The following is a 25,447-nucleotide window of genomic DNA, read 5'->3' as shown; positions in this document are numbered from 1 at the left end:
GCTTTTTATCTACCCGGTTAACATAAATGAATTATTGGCAAGCGATTTTAAAACAAACCACCGATCGTGAGTTCATGACCCGATTGTGGCGGCTGGCCCTGCCGGTCTCGCTGCAATCCATGATGTTCTCCCTGCTCGGCCTCATCGACATCATGATGGTGAGCCAGCTTGGCACCACGGCTGTGGCGGCGGTCGGCTTGGGTAACCGGGTCTTCTTCTTCAATCTGCTGGTGATAGCGGGGCTCTCGGGCGGGGTCTCGGTGTTGGCGGCACAGTATTACGGTCGCGGCGAGATGGCCGGGGTGCGCCGCTCGCTGGCGCTGGCGCTGGTGGGGGCCCTGCTGGTGAGCCTGCCGTTTGCCCTGGTCTACGTGCTCTCACCGGGCAGCGTGCTCGGCTTTGCCAGCCAGGAGCCCGCGCTGCGCGAGCTGGCCGATCAGTTTCTGATGATCACCGGCGCCACCATCCTCTGCACCGCCGTGGTGGTACCGCTGGAGTCGGCGCTGCGCTCGGTCGGCAATGCCGCCGCCCCCACCCGCATCGGCATCATCGCCATCATCGCCAATGTCATCCTCAACTACGCCCTCATCTTCGGCCATTTCGGCTTCGAGGCCATGGGGGTAGCCGGCTCGGCCTGGGGCACCACCCTTTCCCGGCTGCTGCAAACGACCCTGCTGCTGCTCTACGTGAGACGCTATGAAGCGCGCCTGATCCCGCGAAAAGATGACTGGCTGGCCGCCTTCAAGCGCAAGGAGGTGGTGCGCTTCACCCTGATCGCCCTGCCGCTCTTGTTCCACGACGGGCTCTGGGCCTTTGGCATGCTGCTCTACGGCTTTCTTTACGCCCACCTTGGCACCGACTCGCTGGCCATCATGACCACCCTCGGGACGCTGGAGAGCATCCTCATCTCCCTCTTCTTCGGGCTGGCGGTGGCCTGCTCCACCCTGCTCGGCCACCGGCTCGGGGCGGAAGAGTACGAGGTTGCCTGGCAGCACTCCCAGCTCTTCCTGCTGCTCGCCCCCATCGGTGCCCTGCTGGTGGGGATCGCGGTCTGGCTGCTGCAGACCCACCTGCTGCAGTGGGTCGGCAACCTGCCGGGCGAGCTGATGACGGAGGCCGGCCAGGTGCTCGCCATCATGTGTCTGGGCATGCTGCTCAAGGTGTTCAACATGGTGGGCATCATAGGGGTGCTGCGCTCGGGCGGGGATGTGAACTACAGCATCTTCATCGACATCGTCGGCATGTGGTGCATCGGTCTGCCGCTCGCCTGGGGGGCGGTCAACCTGCTCGGCTGGCCCCTCTCCTGGGTGGTGGCGGTGGTGTTGCTGGAAGAGCTCAGCAAGGTGTTGCTGGTGCAGCGCCGCATTCGCCAGCGCCGCTGGCTCAGAAACCTGGTGCTGGGATAAGGGAAGAGAGCAAAGCGGGAAAATGCGGGGTCATATCAATGACAGAAAATCCCTGTTTGCAGTATGCTGGCCCCCTCTTCAATCAGAGGCAGGGCTCACCGCGTGCAGCGACATTATGCCCCTGCCCAGTAGTCGTTTAAGGAGACGAGCATGCAACCACAAAAAGAGCTGATCACCGAGACTGCCCTGCTGGAGATGGCCAACAAGATCATCAAGGAACACGAAGACTTCATCCACGGCATGCGTGCCGATTCGGTGGAGCAGAAGGGGGAGATCCTGGTGTTCAAGGGGGAGTTCTTCCTGGCCGAAGATGGCACCCCGACCGGCAAGACCATGGCGGTGTTCAACATGTTCAAGCTGCTGGCCCAGCAGCTCTCCGGCAAGTACCAGCTGGGCTGAGTCCGCTCAATCCCACTCAAGCAAGATGCCGCCCTCAGGCGGCATCTGTCTGTATCGCGGCAGGCTGTGCCGGCTTGCCACCCAGCTCCCCCACCACGCAGTTGCGCCCGGCCATCTTGGCCATGTAGAGGCACTCGTCGGCCCGGTTGAGCAGATCCTCGACCCCCTCGCCGCGTAGGGCCAGGGTCAGGCCGATACTCACCGTCACCTCCAGCAGTTCGTCGGAGGTGGGGCTCTTCACCAGCCGCGCCTCCACCGCCACCCGCAGCCGCTCGGCCACCCGCTTGGCCTGGGCCAGCTCGGCGCAGTTGGGCAGCAGGATGGCAAACTCCTCGCCGCCGTAGCGGCCCAGCACCATGCCGGGCTCCAGCTGCTCCGCCAGGGTCGCCGCCACCTCCTTGAGCACAGCATCCCCCGCCAGATGGCCGAAGGTGTCGTTGATGCGCTTGAAGCGGTCCAGATCCAGCAGCAGCACCGCGAACGGCGCCTGCTTGCGGATCATGCTCATCCTCGCCTTCTCCAGCTGTTTCATCAGCAGACGGCGGTTCATCATGCCGGTCAGCTCGTCGGTGGTGGACTCCCGGTAGAGTTGCAGCAGCATGTTGAGCTGGCCGCACTGCACCCAGCTGCTGGCCAGGGCAAACAGCCCCAGCAGCCAGATCTGGTTGAGGGTCTGCACACTCCAGAGCGGCTGCCCCACCAGCAGCCAGTTGCCGGCCAGCATGGTGACCAGAATGCCCCCCGCCAGCTGCAGGCCGAGGGAGAGCGGAATGGGGAAGATGGCGAACAGGCTGATGAGCAGGTAGGGGAAGGCCATGTAACCCGCCTGCAGCTCCTGATCCGCGCCGAAGCTGTGCAGGCAGATGAGGGAGAAGAGCATCATCACCGCCATCAGGTAGCCGAGCGCCAGCTTCATGCGTTCGCGTCTGAAGTGGATGAGGTAGGAGAAGGGGATGAGCGGGGAGAGGGCGAGCAGGCAGAAGATCCGGGCCTGAAACAGTTCATCGAACTGGGCGGAGGGCAAGGTCAGCCAGTCCACCACCGCCCAGGCGGGCAGGCCCACCATCAACAGACAGGTGAGCAGCCGAAGACGCACCGTCATAAAGCCCATGCGGGTCAGGGTAAAATCTTCGGAGTGGGCACGGGCACTCCAGAACTCCGACAGCTTCAGCATCCAGAGCCTCCAAATCGCAACAGAGGGCTCATTCTACGCCGTGCGGCGGCAAAATCCTATGCAACCGGCCCCATTTCCGGGCGAGCGCCGTCACACAAACCGGCGGATCATAATTGCCACGCGCAAACGTTTCAACCCATCAGAAAATAAACCCGTTGCAACCCGAATTAGCGCTGGTCAGCCCGTTCTCAATCACTAAAATAGCGCCCAATTTTCTGCCCCCTCCCCCACACATTCGAGGTATTTATGGAACAGGCTGCCGCCGTACGCGCAACCCGAGAGGCCCATCCACCCAGGCGAGCCCACAGCGAACAGGTCTATGGCATAGAGGATGTCCCGCCCCTGCCCCAGACCCTGTTCGCCGCCCTGCAGCATATGCTCGCCATGTTTGTCGCCATCATCACCCCGCCCCTCATCATCGCCAACGCCCTCGGCCTCCCTGCCGCCGACACCCGCTATATCGTCTCCATGTCGCTGGTCATGTCCGGCATCGCCTCCTTCATCCAGACCCGCCGCTTCGGCCCCATCGGTTCCGGCCTGCTCTCGGTACAGGGCACCAGCTTCAACTTCCTCGGCCCCATCATCGCCTCCGGCCTCGCCCTCAAACAGGCCGCCATGCCCACCGAGGATCTGCTGGGCACCCTGTTCGGCACCATGCTGGCGGCCGCCCTCACCATAGTGGTGATGAGCCGCTTCCTGCACCTGGTCAAACAGATCATCACCCCGCTGGTGACCGGCATCGTCGTGCTGCTGATCGGCCTGACCCTCATCAAGGTGGGCCTCATCAGCATGGGGGGCGGCTACGGCGCCCTGTCAGACGGCAGCTTCGCCAGCCACACCAACCTCTTCCTCTCCCTGCTGGTGCTCGGCCTTATCGTGCTGCTGCAGCGCAGCCGCAACCCCTGGTTGCGCCTCTCCGCCATCATGATCGCCATGCTGGTGGGCTATGCGGTGGCGCTGCTGCTGGGCAAGGTCAACGCCCCCACCTTCGACGGCCCGCTGCTGATGGTGCCGATCCCGCTCCACTACGGGCTCGGCTTTGACTGGCAGCTGTTCGTGCCGCTCGCCATCATCTTCGTGGTGACGGCGCTCGAGGCCATCGGCGACATGACAGCCACCTCCGACATCTCCGGCGAGCCGCTGGAAGGGCCGGTCTACATGGAGCGGATCAAGGGCGGCGTGCTGGCCGATGGCGCCAACTCCATGCTGGCGGCGGTCTTCTCCACCTTCCCCATGTCCACCTTCGCCCAGAACAACGGCGTCATCCAGCTGACCGGGGTGGCCAGCCGTCACGTCGGCCTGTTCATCGCCGCCATGCTGGCGCTGCTCGGCCTGTTCCCGGCGGTGGCCAGCCTGGTGCAGCAGATCCCCGAGCCCGTGCTGGGGGGCGCCACCATCGTCATGTTCGGCACTATCGCCGCCGCCGGCGTACGCATCATCTCCCGCGAGGAGCTCGATCGCCGCGCCCTGATGATCCTGGCGGTGTCGCTGGCCATGGACCTCGGGGTGGCGCAGGTGCCGGAAGTGCTGCAGCACCTGCCGGATCTGGCCAAGAGCGTGCTCTCCTACGGCGTCGCCACCGGCGGCCTCACCGCCATCATCATGAACCTGCTGCTGCCCAAGCGCGCCGCCGCACAGGCCTGACACTCCGCCATCCTTGCACCAAAGCCCCGCCATGCGGGGCTTTACCTCCTTCGCTGCCACGGGTAGTGTGCTGGGCAGCCTCTGCTCAGGATGCCTTTCATGCCCTATACCCTGCTTCCCTCCCTGCCCAGCAGTCACACCCCAGACCAGATCCTGGCCGAGGAGCAGCGCTGGCTGCGAGAATGTGCCCATGACCGCCAGCCCCGCGCCCACCTCTGGCAGGCACCCCAATGCCTCATCGTCACCCGCAAGGACACCCGCTTGCCCCGCTACCAGGCCGCCTGCGAGCAGCTTGCCGCCGAGGGCTGGCCCGTGCATGTGCGCGACAGCGGCGGCACTGCCGTGCCCCACGGCGCCGGCATCCTCAATCTGTCGCTCATGCTGCCTCGCACCACCACGGATCTGGCTCACTACTACCGGCTGCTGGGGGCGCCGCTGCTCGCCCTGCTGGGGGAATACGGTCTCGCGGGCAGCTATGACTTCGTGCCCGGCTCGTTTTGCGATGGCCAGTACAATCTGGTGATCGGGGGTCGCAAGGTGACCGGCACCGCCCAGCGCTGGCTGGCGCCGGGTCAGGATCACCGCGGGGCCGTGCTGGCCCAGGCCATGCTGCTGGTAGCCGGCAACGTGGACCAAGGCACCCGGATGGCGAGCCGCTTCTACGAGCTGGCGGGCGGCGAGCTGCGCTTTCTCCCCGCCACCTCCACCACCCTGGCGCAAGCCATCGCTTGGCAAGGGAGCGAGGGCGAATTGGTGGAGAGGGTGCGAACCCGGCTTACCGCGCTGCTGACCCAGGAGTGAGCCCAGCGCCCTGCTGCCGGGCACCACAACCCGCCCCCTCATCAAAAACGCCCATAAAAAAGCCACGACCCGGGTCGTGGCTTTCGTTTGGATGGATGGTCGCGGCATCAGGCTGTCTGCGGCTCGGGCTCGGACTCCGTATCCCGGTCCCGGCTGAAGTAGGCGCGGGTCTCGGCGATCACCACGTGGCGCAGGCCGATGAGACCGATGAGGTTGGGCACCGCCATCAGGCCGTTGACGATGTCGGCCAGCAGCCAGATCAGGTCCAGATGCAGGAAGGCACCGCTCGCCACCAGCACCAGATAGATGAGGCGGTAGGGTTTGATCGCCTTCACCCCGAACAGGTACTCGGTGCAGCGCTCGCCGTAGTAGTTCCAGCCAAGGATGGTGGTAAAGGCGAAGAACAACAGACCGATGCTCACCAGATACTGGCCGACATGGGCATCGAGCCCCTGGGCAAAGGCCAGACTGGTCATGGCCGCGCCGCTCACATCGCCGCTCCACACCCCGGTGACCACCAGAGTCAGGCCGGTCATGGTGCAGATGATGATGGTGTCGATGAAGGTGCCGGTCATGGAGACCAGCCCCTGTTCCACGCACGAATCGGTCTTGGCCGCCGCCGCCGCGATGGGCGCCGAGCCCAACCCCGACTCGTTGGAGAAGACCCCGCGCGCCACCCCGGACTGGATCGCCAGCATGATGCCGGCGCCGACGAAGCCGCCGGTGGCCGCATGGCCGGTGAAGGCACTCCCGATCACCAGGGCGATCGCCTCCGGCAGGGCGGCGGCATTGTTCACCAGCACACCCAGGCAGGCGACGATGTAGAAGATGGCCATGAAGGGTACCACCTTGCTCGACACGCTGGAGATGGACTGGATGCCCCCCAGGGTCACCAGCGCCACGATCAGGGTCAGCACCACGGCGGTCACTTCACGGGGTACCGAGAAGGAGAGGCTCATGGCGTCACTGATGGCGTTCACCTGCGGGAAGGTGCCGATGCCAAAAAACGCCACGCCGATGCCGAACAGGGCGAACAGCTTGGCCAGCGGCTTGGAGCCGAGCCCCTTCTCCAGATAATACATGGGGCCGCCTGCCATCTGGCCGTTGGCGTCCTGCTGGCGATATTTCACCGCCAGCAGACACTCGGCGTACTTGGTGGCCATGCCGAACAGGGCTGCCATCCACATCCAGAACAGGGCACCCGGGCCCCCCAGCTTGATGGCGGTGGCCACCCCGACGATGTTGCCGGTACCGATAGTGGCGGAGAGGGCGGTGCAGAGCGCGCCAAAGCTGGAGACATCCCCCTGCTTGCCATGGCCCTGATCGCGACCAAAGACCAGACGCAGGGCGAGCGGCAAGCGCACCACCTGAAGCAGACCCAGACGCAGGGTAAGGTAGATACCGGTCCCGACCAGCAGGATCAGCAGGGGTGGACCCCAGATAAAGCTATCGATGGCGGCGAGAGCCGATTGAATTGATGACATGCATCCTCCTTAAGAAACAGAAATTAAGGAGGAGAAGGATGATCTTCCCATAGGTGTCGCGATCCCCAAAGGCGATCGGATGCGGGCCAAGAACTTGTTTACGCTCTGACTGCGAGGCCGTGATCAAGGCTCATGCGCGACTCGGAATCCTCACGTATGTCTATACGCTCCGGTTCCTGCGCTGCTCTTTGCCTTGCTGACGACCTCTCGTTACCGATCGTGAACAGTTCCAAGCTCAGGTACAATCATCCCATCCCCTCTGTCCTTTTGCCTGAGAGTTTCCGGCGCCAGATTGCGATGCAATCACGGTGCCTTGCTCCTTCGGCGCCCGATTCAACGGGTCTCTCCAGAGTATCGTCCAGTAGCAGTCCACACCGGTTGCCCGGTACCTGAAAGATTCACTTCTTCGGTGGATGGTTGCCCATCGCTCTCCTGCTACCTTCATCCGAACTAGTTTGGATTAGGAAGCGGGCATGGTAATCCAAAAAGTGTGAGCTGTCTCCCACTCAGCCACCCCGGCCGCCGTTCTTTTTCGCACCGAACCATCTGTTATTTGTTCGTTAACTATCAATAAGTTATTCCCACTTGCCACAGATGGCCCAGCTTCACTAGCCGATACGGCCGCCATATCAAGATGATATTTCGTCTCGACCAGAAAAACTTGCCGACATATCCAATCAAAAGGGTTGCACACAAACGCAATAAGCCGATAATCCCGCGCATAACTAAGCACTTTGCAATGGAGTTATGCAATGTGCCTGGTTGGTCCCTCCGGACCGCTCGCCTGAGCCGGCCGTCGCCGGTTCAACCCCATATGGCTTGGGCATATCACGCCCCCTAAGGATGACCAAAAGAGAATGAACGAGACCCTGGTAGCACAAGATTACCGTCAGCTGGTTGAACAGTTCGGCTCCCCCCTCCTGCTGCTCGACAAGGCAGCCGTCCGCAAACAGTATCGGGCCCTGGCGGCCGCCCTGCCCGATGTACGATTGCACTATGCACTCAAGCCCCTGCCCCACGAGGCAGTGGTCTCTGTCTTGAAGGAAGAGGGGGCCTGTTTCGATCTGGCAACCAATGGCGAAGTGGATCTGGTGCGCAGTCAGGGTGTCCGCCCGGGACGCTGCATTCATACCCATCCCATCAAGCGCGACAGCGACATCCGCTATGCGCTGGAGTACGGCTGCACCGTGTTTGTCTACGACAACCCGCTGGAGCTGGAGAAGTTCATCCCCTACAAGGACGAAGTGAAACTGCTGCTGCGGGTCAGCTTCCCCAACCCCGAGACCAAGGTGGACCTCTCCAAGAAGTTCGGCTGCACCCCGGAGCAGGCGCTGCCGCTGCTGCAACTGGCCCACGCCAAGGGCATCAAGGTGATGGGGCTGTCGTTCCACGTCGGCTCCCAGGTGCCCCACGCCCGTCGCCACGTGCAGGCCATCGATGCCTGCCGCGAGATCATGGAGCAGGCCTGGGAGCTTGGTCTCAAGCCCTGGGTACTGGATATCGGCGGCGGCTTCCCGGTGGATTATGAGGGGGGCGAGTTCGACATCGACGGCTTCTGCGCGCCGATCCGCGAGGCGCTGGCCAAGCTGCCGGCCACGGTGCAGAAGATTGCCGAGCCGGGCCGCTTCATCAGCGCGCCGGCCATGACCTCGGTCTCCAGCGTGATGGGCAAGGCCCATCGCGGCGACAAGATCTGGTACTACCTGGATGACGGCCTCTACGGCAGCTACAACGGCCAGCTCTACGATCACGTCACCTACCCGGTGAGCACCCCGCTGGCGCGCGGCGAGCTGCACAACTCGGTGCTCTCCGGCCCCACCTGCGACAGCGTGGACGTGATCCGTGACGGCATCATGCTGCCGGACCTGGCCATCGGCGAGCTGGTGGTGGGCCGGGTGATGGGGGCCTACACCTGGGCCTCGGCCTCCACCTTCAACTTCTTCCCCAAGGCGAGCATCCTGATTCTGGACAGCAGCCAGAAAGGACAGAAGCTGGTGGCGGTCGCCTGACAACAGGTCGAATGCAAAGAGGGGAAGCCGCGGCTTCCCCTCTTTCGTTTCATCCAGCTCAAACGGCTAGATGAACTGACTGGCCAGCAACCAGCCGGTATAGCCGACGAAGCAGGCGAGCAGCAGGCCCCCCTCCAGCCGGTTGATCCGCCCCTGCCCCTTGCGGCCCAGGCACATCACCAGCAGCAACAGGGTCAGCCCCATCATCACGCTCCAGTCGCGGGAGAGCACTTCCGGTGCCACGTCGAGCGGGTGGATCCCCGCCGCGATCCCCACCACCGCCAGGGTGTTGAACAGGTTGGAGCCGAGCACGTTGCCAAGGGCCAGGTCGTGCTCGTTCTTGCGAATGGCGATGAGGGACGAGGCAAGCTCCGGCAGCGAGGTGCCGACGGCGACGATGGTGAGGCCAATCACCAGATCGCTGATGCCAAGCGCCTGGGCGATGGTCACCGCCCCCCACACCAGCAGGCGGGAGGCCGCAATCAGCAGCACCAGTCCGACGATGAGCCAGCAGATGGCCGCCTTGAGGGACATCCCCTCGCTGTCGATGCTCTCCTCGGTTTCCGCATCCAGCGCATCCCCCTTGCCGCGCATGCCGGCCCGGATCGACCAGCCCATCAGGCCGACGAACACCACGCCGAGGATGGTGGCGTCCGTGCGGTCCAGATGACCGTCCAGCAGCAGGGCGCCGGAGAGCAGGGTGATGCCGAGCAGGATGGGGATCTCCTTGCGCACCACCTGGGAGGCCACCGCGATGGGGCTGATCAGAGCGGTCAGCCCCAAGATCAGGGCGATATTGGTGATGTTGGAGCCATAGGCGTTGCCGAGCGCAAGGCCGGGGTTGCCCTGGGAGGCCGCCAGCGCGGAGACCACCATCTCGGGGGCCGAGGTGCCAAAGCCGATGATCACCATGCCGATCAGCAGCGGCGGCATGCCGGCGTAACGGGCGGTGGCGGCGGCGCCATCGACAAACTTGTCCGCACTCCAGACCAGCAGCGCCAGTCCGGCAATCAGGGCAACAAAAGCCAGGGTCATAACATCTCCATTCCATCGCCAGCAAACGCAAGAGCCAGGCGATGGCCCGGCTCTTTGCAGAAGTGGGCCCAGTGTAGCGGGCCGACTTTCCATTTCAAGAAGAAATCAAACGACGATTGATATTTTACAGCGCCGCCAGCAGGCTCTGGGCATCCGACACCTCGAACTTGCCGGGCGCCTCCACGAACAGCTGCTCGACCACGCCATCGTTGGCGATGAGGGCAAAGCGCTGGGCGCGCACGCCACCAAAGGCCCCGGTCTCCTTCGCCAGACCCAGTGCCCGGGTCCAGCTGCCATCGCCGTCGGCCAGCATGGTGATGGCCTCGGCGTTCTGGGCATCCTGCCACGCCTTCATCACGAAGGCGTCGTTGACCGACAGACAGCAGATGGTATCGACCCCCTTCTCCTTGAACTTGTCCGCCAGCACCACGTAACCCGGCAGGTGGGCGTTGGAACAGGTGGGGGTAAAGGCACCGGGCACCGCAAACAGCACCACCCGCTTGCCGCCAAACAGGCTCTGGCTATCCCGCTGCTGCTTGCCCTCGGCGGTGATGAAGGTGAATTCGCCCGCAGGCAGGGCTTGGCCAATCGCTATCATGATCTCTCGTCCTCAACTGGATGGCAGGGGCTCCAGTCTACCCCACTCCCGCCATGTGACACAGACCCCGATCCCATCCGCCTTTTGGGCTAACCTTGAGCAGGATCAGCCGACCAAGGAGGCCTCATGCAGCACTATTACGATGGACTGGAAATTCGCCCCTCCGCCTTGCGAGAGCAACAACAACTGGATCAACTCAATCACCTGCTTACCCATGTCGGCCAGTATTGCGCCGGTTATTCCAGTGCCTACCGCCAGCGTCGCCTGCAGGATCTGGGCGAGCTGACCAGCCTGCCCCTGCTCAATGCCAGCGAACTGTTCGCCGCCCAGCAGGCTCACCCGCCCTTTGCCGGCCTCACCGGCCGCCCCGCCAGCCAGGCGCTGCGGGTCTTCGCCTGCCCGGGCCAGCTGGCCATTCCCGAATACGCCGGTGCCGACTGGTGGGGGGCGGCCCGCGCCCTGTTCGCCGCCGGTTTCAAGGCCGGGGAGGTATTGCTCAACGGTCACGACTACCACATCAGCCCCACCGCCTTCATCTTCGACAACGGCGCCCGCCAGCTGGGTGCGCCCGTGGTGCCCTGCGGCCCTCACGATACCGGGCGCCAGCTGGAGGCGCTGCAGCGCTATGAGCCGACCGGGTTCGTCGGGCCGCTGGCGGTGCTGCTGGATCTGCTGGAAGCGGCAGAGCGGGCCGACGTACCGAGCGACAGCCTGCGCTGCGCCCTGCTGTGCGAATCCTCCCACCCCGATACCCGGCCGCTGCAGGCGGTGCACGGCATCCGGGCGCTCAACTGCCTGTTGCTGCAGGATGCGGGGGTGATCGCCTATGAGAGCCAGCCCGGTCAGGGCTTCATCGTCAACGAAAGCTGCCTCATCGAGATCATCGATCTGGCCAGCGGCGAGCCGGTCATCGGCGATGGTGTCGGTCAGCTGGTGGTGACCCGGCTCGATCTGGAATACCCGCTGCTGCGTCTGGTCACCGAGTGGCAAGGCCACTGGCTCGCCGGCGCCAGTCCGTGCGGGCGCACCAACCGCCGGCTCAGGCTGGTCTAACATCCCCCGCCCGAAACAAAACGGGCAGCCAGTGGCTGCCCGTTTTACATGCTGGGTACGCGTCAGCGCCGCGCCTGCCAGGTGGCGATGGCAAGCAGGGAGTCGGGGGTAAATTCGGCGGCCCGCGCGGCGATCTCCGCCTGGCTCATCCAGCACACCTCGCTCACCTCTTCGGCCTGCAGTCGCAACGGCCCCTGATAGCGGCAACTGAAGAGACCGCCCCAGACCCGATACCCCTCCCCTTCGGCATAGAAGTCACCGAATGCCTGCAGCGGCACATCGCGGATCCCCAGCTCCTCGGCCAGTTCGCGGCGGGCGGAGGGCTCCATCAGCTCGCCCGTGGTGACCACGCCACCGGCGCAGGCATCCAGCATGCCAGGGCAGAAGTCCTTGCTGAGGGTGCGGCGCTGCACCAGGATGCGGTCAGCCTCATCGAGCACCAGGATATAGCTGGCGCGGTGGCAGAGGTTCTCCCGCCGTACCTTGGCACGCTCGGCAACCCCGACCACCCGATTGTTTCCATCCACCACATCCACCCATTCCACACGCAGACCCTTCTTGTTCATGGCGTTAAACTGCCCGCAGTATATCGGGGCAACGGCTTGTCATGGCAGCCTTTTTTCACTCCCGCCCCACATGGACAGCCAATCCTGGTGGAGGACAAACCGGATTCATACAAACCTCCACAAACTGTCACATCCGTGTCACCTGACAACGCCATAGTGTGCCCTGTCCACGCAACAGGTGTTTTGTGATGAAGGTGTTCAAGAACTTGTCTCCCCGCCAGATTGCCCGCTACATCAAGAGCTTCCATCACGGCAGCTTCATGGTGGAGGCCCACGGGCGGTTCGAGTTCAGCGGTGGCGAGATCAATCTGGAGAGCCTGACCTGCCGGCAGACCCTGAGTCTGGCCCGGCAGATCAATCTGGAGGTTCGCGGCCTGCGTCACACCACCCTGCTGTTGGGGTAACTTCCATAGTCCTTTCTGTTTTGTAGTCTGCGTCCATGCACATCTTTGCCCACCGGCTACTCGCCGCGCGGGCCGTTTTCGATGTCGGTGATCACCCCGTTGCGCACGGTGACGAAGCGCATGAACTCGTTCTTGCCGAAGTTGTAGGTCCAGCGCTCCCCATACTTCACCTGCATCAGGTTGCCGAACTGGTTCTCCTCGTTGCGGGTCAGCTCCTCGCGCAGCATGGGTTCGCCGCACTTGAGCAGCATCTCGGCGGTGCTGTCCCCTTCGGTGATCAGCGCATTCTTGCAGCGCATGGCGCCGGCACTGGCCGGCAGACTCAACAGCAGGGCCAGCAGGGCCCCGCCAACCAGCGGTAGTGACTTCATCGGTGACTCCATTTGAACAGGGCGCTGCCCAGGGTGATGCAGCAGAGCGTAAACAGCAGGACCCAGCCCAGTGGCGCCGCCACCTCGGCCCAGCCTGCCCCTTCCAGCATGACGGCGCGGGCCGCCGCGATGATCTGGCTGAGCGGCAGCCAGACCGCCAATTGCTGCAGCCAGGCGGGGGCCCCTTCCAGCGAGAACCAGACGCCGGAGAGAAACATCATCGGCATGCTGATGACGTTGAGCAGCCCGCTCGCCAGCTCCTCGTTCTGGATGCGAGCCGCCACCAGCAGACCGAGGGATGCCATGGACGCCCCGCCCAGCAGGGCGATCAACAGCAGCAGCCAGCCCGAGCCCAGCAGCGGCACTCCGAGCAGTCCGTAGGCCACCAAAAATACCAGCAGGCTCACCACCAGGGTGATCAGGATGCGCGACAGCAGCTGGGCGCAGAGAAACTCGGCAGCCGAGAGCGGAGTGGCCCGCAGCCGCTTGAGCACCCCATTCTTGCGGTAGCGGACGATGACGAAGCCCACCCCGAACAGGCCGGAGAACATCAGGTTCATGCCGATCACTCCGGGCAGCAGCCAGTCACCGTAGCGAATGGCGCGCCCGCTCAGGGTCTCCCGCACCAGCTGCGCCGGCACGGCCTGGCGCAGCAGATACTCGGCCATGGCTCCCTGGTGAGCGTCCGGGTTGATCCAGTAACGGCCCGTGCCGGGTGAGAGCAACAGATCCAGCTGATGGTGGCGCACCTTGAGCCGGCCCTTCTCCTCCTCGTCATAGGGGATGAGCTTGAGCAGCGGCACGGCGCGCAGCGGGGCATAGGCTGCGGGCAGCTCCCCCACTACGCCCATCTGCACCAGCGGCTTGGGTGGGCCGGAGAAGATGAGGGTGAACCCCAGCACCAGCAGCAGCGGAAAGGCCAGGTTCCAGACAAGCGCCGCCCGATCCCGCACAAACTCCAGGTTGCGGGCATAGAAGAGTGCCCCGATGCGCTTGAGAGATCCGGTCATCTGGTGCTCCTTGGGCTGGCAGGCTGGGGCGACATGCAGGCAGATACCGCTGCGGGGTACCACGGGGCCGCCTTCATGCGCCGCTCCGCAGGCTGTGGCCGGTCAAGTGCAGGAAGAGATCCTCCAGATTGGGGGATCGCACCTGCATGCCAGTCAGCGGCACGCCCAGGCTCAGCAGCCGTGGCAGCAAGTCCGCCACGTCAGGACAGCTCAGCTCCACCTGCTCGCCCAGCGGGCGCAGGGGATAGCCGAGACTGGCGAGGGCCGGGTGAGCCGCAAGGCGCACCAGCACGCCGTCAAAATGCTTGGCCAGCAGGGCGACCGGGGTATCCAGGCTGAGCAGATGGCCGTGATCGACGATGGCAATCTGATCGCACAACTGCTGGGCCTCGTCCATGTAGTGGGTGGTGAGCACCACCGTCTTGCCCTGCGCCTTGATCGCCTCGATGCGCTGCCAGAAGTGGTGACGGGCCTGGGGATCGAGACCCGTGGTGGGCTCGTCCAGAAACAGCAGCTCGGGGTCGCCGAGCAGGGCCAGCGCCAGCAGCAGCCGTTGCCGCTGACCGCCGGAGAGCTTGCGGCTGTCCCGATCGATGAATTCCCCCAAGGCGCACAGTTCGATGAGCTGGGCCTGGGGCAAGGGGGCCGGGTAGAGGCTGGCGAACAGTCGCAGGGTATCGCGCACCGTCAGGAAATCCTGCAGCGCCGTGTGCTGGAACTGGATGCCGATGCGGGAGCGGTAGTCGGGGCCGCGCGGAGCACCGTGGAACAGGATCTGGCCGCTGTCCGGGGTGAGGATCCCCTCCAGTAGTTCGATGGTGGTGGTCTTGCCCGCCCCGTTCGGGCCGAGCAGGCCGAAACAGCTGCCAGCGGGAATGGCAAAGCTGAGCCCATCCACCGCCTTGACGCCGGGGAAGTGCTTGACGAGATCGACGACTTCAATGATGGCAGCCATGGGTGCTCTCCCAGCAGGAGCCATGACTATATCCAAAAGCGCAGGCGCTGCCCATGCCCCGCCGCGCGCGGCGCAAAAAAACAGACGGCGACCCGAGGGTCGCCGTCTGTATCAATCAAGCCAGCCGGATCACAGGATGTCCAGCAGCTCCACTTCGAATACCAGGGCAGAGTACGGCGGGATGGAACCGGCACCGCGTGCACCGTAGGCCAGATCCTGCGGAATGTAGAGCTTCCACTTGGAGCCAACCGGCATCAGTTGCAGCGCTTCTACCCAACCGGCGATCACGCCAGTGACCGGGAATTCGGCCGGCTGGCCGCGGGCGACGGAGCTGTCGAACACGCCACCGTGGGTGAAAGTACCGTGGTAGTGCACACGGACGGACTGACCGGCTACCGGTACGGCACCGTTGCCTTCCACCAGCACTTCGTACTGCAGACCGGACTCGGTGGTCTTCACTTCGGCGCGCTTGGCGTTGTCGGCCAGGAAGGCTTCGCCGTCGGCGGCGGCAGCCTTGGCAACGGCTTCCTGCTCTTCCTGCATGCGGGCGGTGATGACCTGGAAGGCATCGTTGATATCGTCACGGCTGACCGCGAACTCCAGACCATTCAGGGCATCTGCCAGACCTTGCTGCAGGGCCGGGATATCCAGACCGGCGAAGGCTTGCTGCGCCAGTTGATCACCCATGTTGCGGCCGATGCCATAGCTGGCCTTCTGTTCGATAGAGTCGTATTGGGACATTGAGAAGTTGCTCCGGGTCCTGAGGGTAAAAGAGACGGGATAATATCAGACTTTTGCGCCGGGTGCTGCCGGCCTGGCGCCTGATTTCCCCCACCGTGGGAGAGAGTTCACACTAGCCGGCAGAGGGGCGCCGACATGCGGCGCCCCATTTTTTCGTGCGGTTACCTCTCTCGCCGAGCCGGTATCAGGCCCTGTCCAGCAGAGCCCGTACCGCGGCAACTTTGGCGCCGTCGGTGATATTGACCCGGCCATCGTCCGAGGTACCCATGTTGACGCCATGGGGCACCATGCCGCCGCGCCAGCCCATGCCGGACATGTGCACTTCGTTCACCCCGGTGAACTCCACTATGGTGCGCACGTTGTCGGCATTGACCCCGGCCCCCGGCATCAGGCTGGCCCGCCCCGCCAGCGCCTGCTGCATCGCCTGCAGGGTCTCGAGGCCCGCCAGCGCGGTCGGCGCGTGGCCCGAGCTCAGAATGCGCTCGCAGCCGGCGGCGACTATGGTCTCCAAGTCGAGGCGCCAGTCGGAGGAGAGGTCGATGGCGCGGTGGAAGGTAACGCCAAGGGGCCCTGCCGCCTCGACCAGCTGGGTGAGTTTGGCGGCAGGCACCCGTCCCTGCTCGTCCAGCAGACCGACCACCACCCCTTGCAGGCCGGCGGCACGGGCCGCCGCGATATCCTGCAGCATCATCTCGAACTCCCCGTCGCCAAAGCAGAAGTCGCCGGCCCGGGGCCGGATCATGGCGTAGACGGGAACGGTGGCATGGCGCGCCGCCAGCTGCATGAAGCCATAGGAGGGAGTCAGGCCGCCCAGCCCCAGCGCAGAGCAGAGCTCGATGCGATTCGCGCCAGCCTCCTGGGCGGTAAACAGGGATTCCAGATTGTCGATACAGATTTCAAGAGAGGTCATGATGGACTCCTTTATTGGGGAGATCAGACCCCGGATCTGATCTCATAAATTGAGCAAGGCGGCCCCGCGCACCCCGCCGGCGCCGCCAAAGCGGGCCTCGCGGATCTCGGGCAGGGCGACCCCAGGCAGCAGATGGCCAGGCAGCCGCAGCGGCAGCTGTTCGTAGAGCGCGGGCAGGCCGCTCAGGCCGCCCCCCAGCACCACCACGTCGGGGTCGACCACCGAGATGGCGGTAGCCAGCCCGGCGGCCATGATTTCGAGCCAGCAGTCGACCGTGGCCACCGCATGGGGCTCGTGCGCCTCGAAGCGCCCCACTATCTGGTGGCCGCTGGCACGCTGACCGTGGAAGTGGTGGTAGAGCCGCTCCAGCCCGGTGCCGGAGGCATAGGTTTCAAAACAGACCAGACGGCCGCAGCCGCAACGGGGACGAGGCAGGTCGGGGTACTTCATCAGCATGGTGGCCGGCAGCGGGTAGTGGCCTATCTCCCCCGCCAGCCAGTTGCGGCCCTGGATCAGCTTGCCCGCCAGATAGACGGCGCCACCGATGCCGGTGCCGATGGTGACGCCGAGGGCGCTGTCGGCTCCCGCCGCCGCGCCCTGATGTACCTCGGACCAGAGGAAGCAGTTGGCATCGTTGTCCACCTTGACCGGGCGCTCCAGCAGTTCGGCCAGATCGGCGCCCAGGTGGCGACCATTGATGGAGGGCAGATTGGCCGCCACTATGCTGTGGTCGTGCCGGTTGAGAATGCCGGGGAAGCCGATGCCCACCGCACCACGGGCGCCGAAACGGGCATCCGCCTGTTCGACCCGCGCGCGGATCAGCTGCTGCAGCCCTTCGTAATCATTGCCGGGAGTGCTCATGCGCTCCTCGTGACAGAGATTCAAGGCGCCGTCATACACAGCGAACGCTATCTTGGTGCCACCAATATCAAAGCCGTAATACATGCCACACTCCCTTGTCGATGAGTCGCCTCACCTCAGCCTGTCCAGAGGGGGACATTGTATTAATTCGCAAAAAAAATAAAGTGACCGGAGGCGAAAAACGGGAGAGAGATCAAAGCAAACGAAACATTTGTCGCTGCAGGCAGGGCTGGCCGAGGCTCATCAGGGTTCGCTCCTGACCATCAAACATGAAGCCGCGGCGCAGGTAAAACCCCTCACCGATGTGGTTGCCATCGAGCAGCCACAATCTGACGCCTTCACAGCCGGCGCGCCGCATCTGCATCGCCACCGCCTGCCACAGCCGCTTGCCGTGGCCCTGGCGCCAGTGGTCGGGATGCAGGTAAAAGGCGCGGATCCAGGCGGTGGGGTGCTCCCCCGTCATCTCCGGCTGCCAGTAGAGCAGGCCGATGACCACTTCGTCCTGGCACAGCAGCATGGGCCTGGGGCCCGTCTCCGCCAGCCGGCGCTGCCAGATCTGCAGATGCTCGGTGACCGCCAGCTGGGCCAGCATGTCGGCACCGAGCACGCCGCCGTATGCGGCGAGCCAGCTGGCCCGCTGCATCACCGTCATGGCGGCGGCGTCATCGGGCCGCGCCATGCGCAGGCTTATGCCTTGCATTGGGGTACCAGTCCGGAGGCGCGGGCCTGCTCGTAGAGCGGCACGGCTTCAGCCTGCTGGGCCTGCAGCTCGGCGATCCGGTTCTCGTTGCTGGGGTGGGTGGAGAGCAGCTGGGGCGGTGCATTGCCGCCCGCGGCCGCGCTCATGTTCTGCCACAGCGGAATCGCTTCGGCCGGATTGAAACCAGCGCGGGCCATCAGATCCAGACCGAGGCGGTCCGCCTCGCTCTCCTGTTCGCGGCCATAGGGCAGCATGACGCCGACCTCCACCCCGAGCCCCAGCGCCGCCATGGTGGCGCCGCGGTATTCGCTGCTGCCCATGGCGATGTCGGCCGCCGCCAGGCCAAGGCCGGTCAGCTGGCTGCGGGAGAGCCGCTCGTTGGAGTGCTGGGCCAGCACGTGGGTCAGCTCGTGGCCGATGACGGTGGCGAGCTGATCCTGGTTCTTGGCCACCTTGAGCAGGCCGCTGTAGACCCCGATCTTGCCGCCGGGCAGGGCAAAGGCGTTGACCTGCTTGGAGTCAAACACCACCACTTCCCAGCTGGTGATGCCGTACTGGCTCGGCACCTGGGCGGTCACCGCCTTGGCGACGCAGGAGACATAGGCGTTCATCTTCGCATCCGTGCTCACCTTCTCCTGCTTCTTCATCTCTTCGAAGGAGTCGGCCCCCAGCTTGCTCATCTGCTGGGGCGAGAACAGCAGCATCTGGCTGCGGCCGGTAGGAGACTGGGCACAGCTGGCGAGCAGGGTGGAACAGAGTGCCGCCAGGCCGAGCTTGAACAGGGGAGATGTCATGGAGGTGTCCTTCACCATAAAGATGCCCTATTTTCGGAAATGCGGGCGTCCGGTGCAAGTCGACAAATCACCCGGTCTGGCGAAAGCGGTCACATACCGCCAACATGCGGCGGCCAAAAAACAAAACGGGCCCCGCAGGGCCCGTCTGGCAAAGGAAACCGGCTTACATGATGCCCAGTTTCTTCAGGTCGGCTTCGACCACCTTGGCCGGTACCGGTACGTAGCCATCTTTGGCAACGATGTTCTGGCCCGCCTTGGAGAGCACCATCTTCAGGAACTCTTGCTCCATCGGAGAGAGCGGCTTGTTCGGGTGCTTGTTCACGTAAACGTACAGGAAGCGCGACAGCGGGTACTTGCCGGTGATGGCGTTGTCAGAGGTCGCCTCGATGAAGGTCTTGCCATCCTTGGAGAGCGGTACGGCGCGCACGCCGGAAGTGACGTAACCGATACCCGAGTAGCCGATGCCGTTCAGGGAGGAGGAGACGGACTGCACCACGGAGGCAGAACCCGGCTGCTCGTTCACGCCGCTCTTGAAGTCACCGTTGCACAGGGCGTGTTCCTTGAAGTAACCGTAGGTACCGGACACCGAGTTGCGACCGAACAGTTGCAGATCCTTGGAAGACCAGTTGCCGTCCAGACCCAGATCAGCCCACTTGGTGGCGGCCTTGGCTTCGCCGCACTTGAGGGTGCTGGAGAAGATGGCATCCAGTTGCGGCATGGTCAGCCCCTTGATGGGGTTGTCCTTGTTGACGAACACCGCCAGGGCATCGACCGCGACGCGGATGGCGGTCGGCTTGTAACCGTAGCGCTTCTCGAAGGCCTCTTCCTCGCCGGATTTCATGGCGCGGCTCATGGGACCGAACTGGGCAACGCCTTCAGTCAGTGCGGTCGGCGCGGTGGAAGAACCGGCGGCCTGGATCTGCACGTTGACGTTGGGGTACATGCGCTTAAATTCTTCGGCCCACAGGGTCATCATGTTGGCCAGGGTGTCCGAGCCGACAGAGGACAGGTTGCCCGAGATGCCGCTGGTCGGAGTGTAATCCGGCAGGTTTTTATCCACACCGGCAGCCAGGGTGCTGACGGAAAACAGGGTAGCTGCGGTGAATCCGATTACACCAGCCAGTTTGTTGAGTTTCATCCAATCTCTCCAAGGTTGCAGAACGCAGTCCATCAAAACACGGGTTAACTTGGCTCACCGCCGGTCACGCCGGACGATGTGCTGAGTGTCATTTCCTGCCCTCTTCCCCCAGTCCTGTGGTGGCAGAAGGCAAGCGTCAATCTGAGGCCGAAAGTGGTCACATCCCGAGCACAGCGATCGGCCGGTCGCGTTTCGTACTCTCCCTGCGCCAAACCGGCGACAGGTCCGTTCTCAAGACGGCGCCAGTATCTGACCTGGCAGTGACAAATTTATGGATTTAATGTGACACTTTAATGACATGGGGGGCTTGTTGAACAAATGAAAAAAGGGCCGCCATCGCCGCCCTCTTTTGATGCCAACCCCTTGCTGGCAAAGACTATTTCACCACCACCATGCGGCCGGGGATGAGAAAGCTGAAGCGGCTGCCGAGGCCAACCCGGCTCTCGATGTCGAGCTGGCAGTCGTGGTGACTCAGGGCATGCTTGACGATGGCAAGCCCCAGCCCCGAGCCGCCGGTGTGGCGGGAGCGGGCCTTGTCGACCCGATAGAAGCGCTCGGTGAGCCGTGCCAGGTGCTCGGGCGGGATCCCCTCCCCCTCATCCTGCACCGCAAACAGCGCCATCGCCCCCTGCTTGCGCCACTCCACCGTGATCTTGCGCCCCGCCGGGGTGTAGTGGATGGCGTTGTAGACCAGGTTGGAGACGGCGCTGCGCAACTGATCCTGATCGCCACGCACCAGCAGATTGGGCTGCACCATGAACTCGATCTGGTGGGCCCGCTCGCCGGAGAGCGCCCGCGCCTCCTGCTCCAGCAACCCCAGCATGGCGGGCATGTCCACCAGGTGGGAGAGATCCACGGTCGGCGCCGCCTCGATGCGCGACAGGGTGAGCAGCTGATTGACCAGATTGTCCATCCGGATGGTCTGCTCCATCATCACCTTGTGCGCCTTGGCCCACATGGCGGGCGGCGGCGGCTCCTCGGTCATCTCCAGATAGCCCTTGAGCACGGTGAGCGGCGTGCGCAGCTCGTGGGAGACGTTGGAGACGAAGTGCTTGCGGGTCTTCTCCAGACTGCGCAGCCGGGTGACGTCCCGCACCACCAGCATGGCCTGATCCTCGGCGTAGGGCATGATGCGAAACTCGAGAAACTTCTCCTCGTTGATGGGCGAGGTCATCTCGAACGGTTCGTCATACTGCCCCTTGCCGAGGTAGGCGCCGAAGGCGGGATTGCGAATGAGGTTGCCGATGTGCTGACCGGCGTCTTCCGGCCAGCGAAAACCGAGCAGCTGCTCGGCCAGCCGGTTGCACCAGAGGATGCTGCCGTCGGTGCGAAACACCACGGCCGCATCGGGCAGAGCCTCCGCCCCTTCCCGAAAGCGGCGGATCAGCCCCGCCAGCTCGCGGCGGCGGGCCCGGTGGCGCTGCTGCAACTTGTAGATGCCGTTGAAGATGTACTCCCAGCTGCCGCTGCCGTTGGGGGGCACCAGGCTGCGATCGTGCCACAGCCAGTCCGACAGCCGCTTCTGGAAGCGATAGTGCCAGCCCAGGTGCAGCACAGTGGCCGCCAGCAGGCAGAGGGCGAGGGTATTCGTCAACCAGCCGACCAAGGCGAAGGGCGCATAGAAGAACGCCATTCGCCACAACTGGCGCCGCCAGGCATAAGGTTGCAACATAACTTCCTCTACAGACGGGTTGAGAAGCGATAGCCTGCGCCGCGCACCGTCTGGATCAAGCGATCGTGCCCCGTCTCTTCAATGGCCTTGCGCAGGCGACGGATGTGCACATCCACGGTTCTGTCCTCGACGTACACATTGGTACCCCAGACATTGTTGAGCAGCTGCTCGCGGCTGTAGACCCGCTCCGGGTGAGTCATGAAGAAGTGCAGCAGCTTGAATTCGGTCGGCCCCATGTCGAGCGCCTTCTCCTCGGCGCTGACCCGGTGGGAGACGGGGTCCAGCTTGAGCCCCTGCACCTCGATCACCTCGTCCACCGAGGTGGGAGAGACGCGGCGCATCACTGCATGCAGACGGGCGGTTAGCTCCTTGGGCGAGAACGGCTTGGTGATGTAGTCATCGGCCCCCGCTTCCAGCCCGCGCACCTTGTCCTCTTCCTCGCCGCGCGCGGTCAGCATCACCACCGGGATCTGGCGGGTCACCTCATCCTGCTTGAGCTGCTTGATGAACTGGATGCCGCTGCCGCCCGGCATCATCCAGTCCAGCACGATGAGTTCGGGGTAGGGTTCGCGCACCTTCGCCAATCCGTCGGCAAAATCTTCAGCTTCTACTGTTTCATATCCCTTCTGCTCAAGCACGAAGCAGAGCATTTCGCGGATCGGTGCTTCGTCCTCGACCACCAGAATTCGCTTAGCCATATCCCTTCTCTCTCCTCTGTGAAGATGGGTGCGCCAATTATTAGAACTTTCTGTGACACTTTTATGACTTTATGACAGGCGGGATGATAAACGTTTTCAGATTCAGTTGGCAGCAGCGAGTTGCAGCAGATCCCAGCGGTTGCCACTGATGTCCTCGAACACCACTACGGTGCCGTAAGCCTCGATACGCGGCTGTTCACAAAAGTGGACACCGTACGCCTGCATGCGCTGGTAATCGCCCCAGAAGTCATCGGTTTCGAGGAACAGGAAGACCCGGCCGCCCCCCTGTTGGCCGATGGCGGCCCGCTGCTCCGGGGTCGCGGCACGCGCCAGCAACAGGGCGGAACCCGGGGCCCCCTTGGGGGCAACCCGCACCCAGCGCTTGCCCGGTTTGCCCGGCTCGTCGAGGGGCGTGTCTTCCAGCAGCTCGAACCCCAGTCCCTGGGTAAAGAAGGTGATGGCCAGGTCGTAATCGGCCACCAGCAGGGCCAGGGCGCCAATGTGTTGTGCCATGGGAAGTTCCTCAACAGATGAATGGACGGGGCGCATCATAGCGGGGGACGGCCCCGGGCTCCAGCACCGGGGCAGATGAGAGAACAGAGGATAGAAGGCGGGAGCATCCCGCCGGACAGGTGCGACTTCCCGCCTAAAGCAACCGGTTCAGCCCTGCCCGAGCCAGTCGCGCAGGACGCTATCCCGGTCTCCGTCCAGCGCCGGCGAGGCGCGCCCGTAGCGCACCGGGGTGGCCGACAGATGCAGCGGATTGGCCAGGGTGGGCAAGGGCTGCTCGCCGCGTTGCACCTGCTGCACCCAGCCGCGCACCGCCCCCTGCTCGAGGGCAAACAGCGCATCCAGGGTGAGGATGGGGCCGCCCGGCACCCCGGCCGCCTCCAGCATGGCACTCCACTCGGCGCTGCTGCGCGCCAGCAGCCGCTCGGCAATCAGGGCATTGAGCCGGTGGCGCTGGCGCACCCGGGCGCTGTTGCTGGCAAAATCCGGGTCCTGCGCCCAGCCGGGCTCCCCCAGCAGGGCCGCCAGCGCGGCAAACTGGCCGTCGTTGCCCACCGCGAGGATCAGATGACCATCCCGGGTGGGATAGACGTCGTAGGGGACGATATTGGGGTGGCCGTTGCCAAGGCGCCCGGGTGCCTGACCGGTGGCGAGATAGTTCATCGCCTGGTTGGCCAGCACCGCCACCGACACGTCGAGCAGGGCCAGATCGATCTGCTGCCCCTCCCCGGTTCGCTCCCGGTGGCACAGGGCCGCCTGGATGCCTATGGTGGCGTAGAGGCCGGTGAGGATGTCGACGAGCGCCACCCCCACCTTGACCGGCCCGCCGCCGGGGGCCTCGTCCGGCTGGCCGGTGATGCTCATCAAGCCGCCCAGCCCCTGGATCAGCAGGTCGTAACCGGGTCGCTGAGCCCAGGGACCGTCCTGGCCAAAACCGGTGATGGAGCAGTAGATGAGCGCCGGACGGCGGGCCTTGAGGCTCGGGTAATCGAGGCCGTAGCGCGCCAGCCCCCCCACCTTGAAGTTCTCGATCACCACGTCGGCCCGGTCCACCAAGGCCAGCAGGGTTTCGCGATCGCGGGCCAGGTCGAGGGCGATGGAGCGCTTGCCCCGGTTGGCGGCATGAAAGTAGGCCGCCTCCCCCGCCACCAGCTCGGGCGGGCCCCAGTGACGGGTGTCGTCACCGCGCCCAGGGGCCTCCACCTTGACCACGTCGGCGCCGAGATCGGCAAGCAGCTGGCTGGCCCAGGGGCCGGCCAGCACGCGGCTGAGATCCAGCACGCGCACGCCGGCAAGGGGCCCCATCACTCAAACGCCTGCAAGTCGGTCTGGGCCCGCCCCAGGATCAGGGCGTGGATGTCGTGGGTCCCCTCGTAGGTGTTAACCGCCTCCAGGTTCATCACGTGGCGAATGACGTGAAACTCGTCGCTGATGCCGTTGCCGCCGTGCATGTCGCGGGCAACGCGGGCTATTTCCAGCGCCTTGCCGCAGCTGTTGCGCTTGATGAGCGACACCAGCTCCACCGGGCAGCGCCCCTCGTCCATCAGGCGCCCGGCCTGCAGGCAGCCCTGCAGACCGAGGGCAATCTCGGTCTGCATGTTGGCCAGCTTGAGCTGGAACAGCTGGGTGGCGGCCAGCGGGCGGCCGAACTGCTGGCGATCCAGCCCGTACTGGCGGGCGGCATGCCAGCAGAACTCGGCGGCGCCGAGCGCCCCCCAGGCAATGCCGTAGCGCGCCTTGTTGAGGCAGCCGAACGGCCCCTTGAGGCCGCTCACCCCGGCCAGCCGGTTCGCTTCCGGCACGAAGACCCGCTCCATCACTATCTCGCCGGTGACGGAGGCGCGCAGGGAGAACTTGCCCTCGATCTTGGGGGCAGAGAGCCCGGCCATCCCCTTCTCCAGCACGAAGCCGGTGATCTCGCCATCCAGCTTGGCCCACACCACGAACAGATCGGCGATGGGGGAGTTGGTGATCCACATCTTGTTGCCGCTCAGCAGATAACCGCCGTCGACCCGCTCGGCACGGCTCTTCATGGAACCCGGATCGGAGCCCGCATCCGGCTCTGTGAGGCCAAAGCAGCCCACCAATTCACCCCGGGCCAGCCCCGGCAGCCAGCGCTGGCGCTGGGCCTCGTCGCCATAGGCGTGGATCGGGTGCATCACCAGGGACGATTGCACGCTCATGGCCGAGCGGTAGCCACTGTCGACCCGCTCCACCTCCCGGGCGATGAGGCCGTAGGCCACGTGATTGACCCCGGCGCAGCCGTACTGCTCCGGCAGGGTGGCGCCTAGCAGCCCCAGCTCCCCCAGCTCGTTCATGATGGTGCGGTCAAATTGCTCGCGGCGGTTCGCCTCCAGCACCCTGGGCATCAGCCGTGCCTGGCAGTAATCGCGGGCGGCGTCGCGGATGAGCCGCTCCTCTTCGCCGAGCTGGCCATCGAGAAAGAAGGGGTCTTGCCAATCAAATCGGGTACGCGTCATAAAGCACTCCATGCCATGCAAAAGAATCATCAAA

Annotated in this window: 26 protein-coding genes and 1 riboswitch; of the genes, 7 read left to right on the top strand and 19 right to left on the bottom strand. The window is 64.4% G+C overall.

The features are described from left to right. Positions 1–26 precede the first annotated feature (26 nt). The gene (locus E5E97_RS10895; RefSeq protein ID WP_039215328.1) at positions 27–1,406 is read left to right on the top strand and encodes an MATE family efflux transporter; all 1,380 of its coding nucleotides are present in this window, start codon (positions 27–29) and stop codon (positions 1,404–1,406) included. 150 nt (positions 1,407–1,556) lie between these two features. After that, positions 1,557–1,805 (top strand): YciN family protein, encoded by a 249-nt coding sequence (locus E5E97_RS10890; RefSeq protein ID WP_005298586.1) that lies wholly within the window; start codon positions 1,557–1,559, stop codon positions 1,803–1,805. A 34-nt stretch (positions 1,806–1,839) separates the two neighbouring features. Here E5E97_RS10890 and E5E97_RS10885 read toward each other — a convergent pair whose 3' ends face one another. Next, positions 1,840–2,979, bottom strand: a complete 1,140-nt coding sequence (locus E5E97_RS10885; RefSeq protein ID WP_011705188.1) for a diguanylate cyclase — start codon at positions 2,977–2,979, stop codon at positions 1,840–1,842. A 246-nt stretch (positions 2,980–3,225) separates the two neighbouring features. Between E5E97_RS10885 and E5E97_RS10880 the strand changes: the two genes are divergently transcribed. Next, positions 3,226–4,623, top strand: coding sequence for a nucleobase:cation symporter-2 family protein (locus E5E97_RS10880; protein ID WP_171280258.1), 1,398 nt, complete (start codon positions 3,226–3,228; stop codon positions 4,621–4,623). Positions 4,624–4,722: 99 nt separating this feature from the next. Beyond that, positions 4,723–5,424, top strand: coding sequence for a protein ligase (locus E5E97_RS10875; protein ID WP_118881685.1), 702 nt, complete (start codon positions 4,723–4,725; stop codon positions 5,422–5,424). Between the two features lie 107 nt (positions 5,425–5,531). Here E5E97_RS10875 and E5E97_RS10870 read toward each other — a convergent pair whose 3' ends face one another. Then, on the bottom strand, positions 5,532–6,908 hold the full coding sequence (locus E5E97_RS10870) for a sodium:alanine symporter family protein (RefSeq protein ID WP_118881686.1): 1,377 nt from the start codon (positions 6,906–6,908) through the stop codon (positions 5,532–5,534). A 249-nt stretch (positions 6,909–7,157) separates the two neighbouring features. Then, a riboswitch (glycine riboswitch) is annotated at positions 7,158–7,268 on the bottom strand. A 497-nt stretch (positions 7,269–7,765) separates the two neighbouring features. Here E5E97_RS10870 and E5E97_RS10865 point away from each other — a divergent pair. Then, positions 7,766–8,917: a type III PLP-dependent enzyme gene (locus E5E97_RS10865; RefSeq protein WP_011705184.1), complete on the top strand. Its 1,152-nt coding sequence runs from the start codon at positions 7,766–7,768 to the stop codon at positions 8,915–8,917. Positions 8,918–8,983: 66 nt separating this feature from the next. Here E5E97_RS10865 and E5E97_RS10860 read toward each other — a convergent pair whose 3' ends face one another. Both E5E97_RS10860 and E5E97_RS10855 read right to left on the bottom strand, forming a co-directional pair. After that, on the bottom strand, positions 8,984–9,952 hold the full coding sequence (locus E5E97_RS10860; protein WP_118881687.1) for a calcium/sodium antiporter: 969 nt from the start codon (positions 9,950–9,952) through the stop codon (positions 8,984–8,986). A 124-nt stretch (positions 9,953–10,076) separates the two neighbouring features. Further along, a complete protein-coding gene (locus tag E5E97_RS10855) occupies positions 10,077–10,550 on the bottom strand; it encodes a peroxiredoxin (protein ID WP_049048349.1) in 474 nt (157 codons plus the stop codon). Positions 10,551–10,676: 126 nt separating this feature from the next. Here E5E97_RS10855 and E5E97_RS10850 point away from each other — a divergent pair, with 126 nt between their 5' ends. Beyond that, complete coding sequence (locus tag E5E97_RS10850) at positions 10,677–11,603, top strand: phenylacetate--CoA ligase family protein (RefSeq protein ID WP_041218244.1); 927 nt, start codon at positions 10,677–10,679, stop codon at positions 11,601–11,603. Positions 11,604–11,665: 62 nt separating this feature from the next. On the opposite strand, the gene yfcD is transcribed toward E5E97_RS10850, so the two are convergent. Continuing rightward, entirely contained in the window at positions 11,666–12,169 is a 504-nt protein-coding gene (yfcD, locus tag E5E97_RS10845; protein WP_171280257.1) for an NUDIX hydrolase YfcD, read from the bottom strand. A gap of 188 nt (positions 12,170–12,357) precedes the next feature. On the opposite strand from yfcD, the gene E5E97_RS10840 reads away from it, so the two are divergent. Then, on the top strand, positions 12,358–12,573 hold the full coding sequence (locus E5E97_RS10840; RefSeq protein ID WP_016349931.1) for a DUF1107 domain-containing protein: 216 nt from the start codon (positions 12,358–12,360) through the stop codon (positions 12,571–12,573). Positions 12,574–12,629: 56 nt separating this feature from the next. Here the strand turns inward: E5E97_RS10840 and E5E97_RS10835 are convergent, their stop codons facing one another. From E5E97_RS10835 to E5E97_RS10770, 14 genes are all read right to left on the bottom strand, one after another. Then, positions 12,630–12,956 carry a DUF2845 domain-containing protein gene (locus E5E97_RS10835; RefSeq protein ID WP_029303666.1) on the bottom strand — a complete coding sequence of 109 codons (327 nt, stop codon included), beginning with the start codon at positions 12,954–12,956 and terminating at the stop codon, positions 12,630–12,632. Further along, on the bottom strand, positions 12,941–13,954 hold the full coding sequence (locus E5E97_RS10830; RefSeq protein WP_171280256.1) for an ABC transporter permease: 1,014 nt from the start codon (positions 13,952–13,954) through the stop codon (positions 12,941–12,943). The genes E5E97_RS10835 and E5E97_RS10830 overlap by 16 nt, the downstream gene beginning before the upstream one ends. Before the next feature lie 73 nt (positions 13,955–14,027). Next, positions 14,028–14,909, bottom strand: a complete 882-nt coding sequence (locus tag E5E97_RS10825) for an ABC transporter ATP-binding protein (protein WP_171280255.1) — start codon at positions 14,907–14,909, stop codon at positions 14,028–14,030. 129 nt (positions 14,910–15,038) lie between these two features. After that, the gene (locus tag E5E97_RS10820; protein ID WP_043124444.1) at positions 15,039–15,650 is read right to left on the bottom strand and encodes an FKBP-type peptidyl-prolyl cis-trans isomerase; all 612 of its coding nucleotides are present in this window, start codon (positions 15,648–15,650) and stop codon (positions 15,039–15,041) included. Positions 15,651–15,834: 184 nt separating this feature from the next. Continuing rightward, positions 15,835–16,560 (bottom strand): copper homeostasis protein CutC, encoded by a 726-nt coding sequence (locus E5E97_RS10815; RefSeq protein WP_016349927.1) that lies wholly within the window; start codon positions 16,558–16,560, stop codon positions 15,835–15,837. Positions 16,561–16,602: 42 nt separating this feature from the next. Continuing rightward, a complete protein-coding gene (locus E5E97_RS10810; RefSeq protein ID WP_017408554.1) occupies positions 16,603–17,505 on the bottom strand; it encodes an ROK family protein in 903 nt (300 codons plus the stop codon). A 109-nt stretch (positions 17,506–17,614) separates the two neighbouring features. Then, entirely contained in the window at positions 17,615–18,121 is a 507-nt protein-coding gene (locus E5E97_RS10805) for a GNAT family N-acetyltransferase (protein ID WP_171280254.1), read from the bottom strand. Beyond that, positions 18,109–18,915: a M48 family metallopeptidase gene (locus tag E5E97_RS10800; RefSeq protein ID WP_011705171.1), complete on the bottom strand. Its 807-nt coding sequence runs from the start codon at positions 18,913–18,915 to the stop codon at positions 18,109–18,111. Before E5E97_RS10800 ends, E5E97_RS10805 begins: the two co-directional genes overlap by 13 nt. A gap of 163 nt (positions 18,916–19,078) precedes the next feature. After that, on the bottom strand, positions 19,079–20,053 hold the full coding sequence (locus E5E97_RS10795; protein ID WP_011705170.1) for a PstS family phosphate ABC transporter substrate-binding protein: 975 nt from the start codon (positions 20,051–20,053) through the stop codon (positions 19,079–19,081). A gap of 376 nt (positions 20,054–20,429) precedes the next feature. Further along, a complete protein-coding gene (phoR, locus tag E5E97_RS10790) occupies positions 20,430–21,725 on the bottom strand; it encodes a phosphate regulon sensor histidine kinase PhoR (protein WP_011705169.1) in 1,296 nt (431 codons plus the stop codon). Between the two features lie 8 nt (positions 21,726–21,733). Next, positions 21,734–22,423, bottom strand: a complete 690-nt coding sequence (gene phoB, locus E5E97_RS10785) for a phosphate regulon transcriptional regulator PhoB (RefSeq protein WP_005298527.1) — start codon at positions 22,421–22,423, stop codon at positions 21,734–21,736. A 102-nt stretch (positions 22,424–22,525) separates the two neighbouring features. After that, on the bottom strand, positions 22,526–22,936 hold the full coding sequence (locus E5E97_RS10780; RefSeq protein ID WP_171280253.1) for a VOC family protein: 411 nt from the start codon (positions 22,934–22,936) through the stop codon (positions 22,526–22,528). 147 nt (positions 22,937–23,083) lie between these two features. Beyond that, entirely contained in the window at positions 23,084–24,238 is a 1,155-nt protein-coding gene (locus tag E5E97_RS10775) for a CaiB/BaiF CoA-transferase family protein (RefSeq protein ID WP_171280252.1), read from the bottom strand. After that, entirely contained in the window at positions 24,238–25,413 is a 1,176-nt protein-coding gene (locus tag E5E97_RS10770) for an acyl-CoA dehydrogenase (protein ID WP_118881698.1), read from the bottom strand. The genes E5E97_RS10775 and E5E97_RS10770 overlap by 1 nt, the downstream gene beginning before the upstream one ends. Positions 25,414–25,447: the final 34 nt, after the last annotated feature.

This window comes from Aeromonas sp. 2692-1 (genome assembly GCF_013085505.1).
GTDB classification, from domain to species: Bacteria; Pseudomonadota; Gammaproteobacteria; order Enterobacterales; family Aeromonadaceae; genus Aeromonas; species Aeromonas hydrophila.
Note: the sequence above shows the minus strand (reverse complement) of the source record. Positions and strands in the feature narration are given on the sequence as shown.

Excerpts from the sequence above, each read along its gene's own strand:
- E5E97_RS10895 (WP_039215328.1), top strand. The coding sequence starts at position 27 with ATGAATTATTGGCAAGCGATTTTAAAACAAACCACCGATCGTGAGTTC.
- E5E97_RS10890 (WP_005298586.1), top strand. The coding sequence starts at position 1,557 with ATGCAACCACAAAAAGAGCTGATCACCGAGACTGCCCTGCTGGAGATG.
- E5E97_RS10885 (WP_011705188.1), bottom strand. The coding sequence starts at position 2,979 with ATGCTGAAGCTGTCGGAGTTCTGGAGTGCCCGTGCCCACTCCGAAGAT.
- E5E97_RS10880 (WP_171280258.1), top strand. The coding sequence starts at position 3,226 with ATGGAACAGGCTGCCGCCGTACGCGCAACCCGAGAGGCCCATCCACCC.
- E5E97_RS10875 (WP_118881685.1), top strand. The coding sequence starts at position 4,723 with ATGCCCTATACCCTGCTTCCCTCCCTGCCCAGCAGTCACACCCCAGAC.
- E5E97_RS10870 (WP_118881686.1), bottom strand. The coding sequence starts at position 6,908 with ATGTCATCAATTCAATCGGCTCTCGCCGCCATCGATAGCTTTATCTGG.
- E5E97_RS10865 (WP_011705184.1), top strand. The coding sequence starts at position 7,766 with ATGAACGAGACCCTGGTAGCACAAGATTACCGTCAGCTGGTTGAACAG.
- E5E97_RS10860 (WP_118881687.1), bottom strand. The coding sequence starts at position 9,952 with ATGACCCTGGCTTTTGTTGCCCTGATTGCCGGACTGGCGCTGCTGGTC.
- E5E97_RS10855 (WP_049048349.1), bottom strand. The coding sequence starts at position 10,550 with ATGATAGCGATTGGCCAAGCCCTGCCTGCGGGCGAATTCACCTTCATC.
- E5E97_RS10850 (WP_041218244.1), top strand. The coding sequence starts at position 10,677 with ATGCAGCACTATTACGATGGACTGGAAATTCGCCCCTCCGCCTTGCGA.
- yfcD (WP_171280257.1), bottom strand. The coding sequence starts at position 12,169 with ATGAACAAGAAGGGTCTGCGTGTGGAATGGGTGGATGTGGTGGATGGA.
- E5E97_RS10840 (WP_016349931.1), top strand. The coding sequence starts at position 12,358 with ATGAAGGTGTTCAAGAACTTGTCTCCCCGCCAGATTGCCCGCTACATC.
- E5E97_RS10835 (WP_029303666.1), bottom strand. The coding sequence starts at position 12,956 with ATGGAGTCACCGATGAAGTCACTACCGCTGGTTGGCGGGGCCCTGCTG.
- E5E97_RS10830 (WP_171280256.1), bottom strand. The coding sequence starts at position 13,954 with ATGACCGGATCTCTCAAGCGCATCGGGGCACTCTTCTATGCCCGCAAC.
- E5E97_RS10825 (WP_171280255.1), bottom strand. The coding sequence starts at position 14,909 with ATGGCTGCCATCATTGAAGTCGTCGATCTCGTCAAGCACTTCCCCGGC.
- E5E97_RS10820 (WP_043124444.1), bottom strand. The coding sequence starts at position 15,650 with ATGTCCCAATACGACTCTATCGAACAGAAGGCCAGCTATGGCATCGGC.
- E5E97_RS10815 (WP_016349927.1), bottom strand. The coding sequence starts at position 16,560 with ATGACCTCTCTTGAAATCTGTATCGACAATCTGGAATCCCTGTTTACC.
- E5E97_RS10810 (WP_017408554.1), bottom strand. The coding sequence starts at position 17,505 with ATGTATTACGGCTTTGATATTGGTGGCACCAAGATAGCGTTCGCTGTG.
- E5E97_RS10805 (WP_171280254.1), bottom strand. The coding sequence starts at position 18,121 with ATGCAAGGCATAAGCCTGCGCATGGCGCGGCCCGATGACGCCGCCGCC.
- E5E97_RS10800 (WP_011705171.1), bottom strand. The coding sequence starts at position 18,915 with ATGACATCTCCCCTGTTCAAGCTCGGCCTGGCGGCACTCTGTTCCACC.
- E5E97_RS10795 (WP_011705170.1), bottom strand. The coding sequence starts at position 20,053 with ATGAAACTCAACAAACTGGCTGGTGTAATCGGATTCACCGCAGCTACC.
- phoR (WP_011705169.1), bottom strand. The coding sequence starts at position 21,725 with ATGTTGCAACCTTATGCCTGGCGGCGCCAGTTGTGGCGAATGGCGTTC.
- phoB (WP_005298527.1), bottom strand. The coding sequence starts at position 22,423 with ATGGCTAAGCGAATTCTGGTGGTCGAGGACGAAGCACCGATCCGCGAA.
- E5E97_RS10780 (WP_171280253.1), bottom strand. The coding sequence starts at position 22,936 with ATGGCACAACACATTGGCGCCCTGGCCCTGCTGGTGGCCGATTACGAC.
- E5E97_RS10775 (WP_171280252.1), bottom strand. The coding sequence starts at position 24,238 with ATGGGGCCCCTTGCCGGCGTGCGCGTGCTGGATCTCAGCCGCGTGCTG.
- E5E97_RS10770 (WP_118881698.1), bottom strand. The coding sequence starts at position 25,413 with ATGACGCGTACCCGATTTGATTGGCAAGACCCCTTCTTTCTCGATGGC.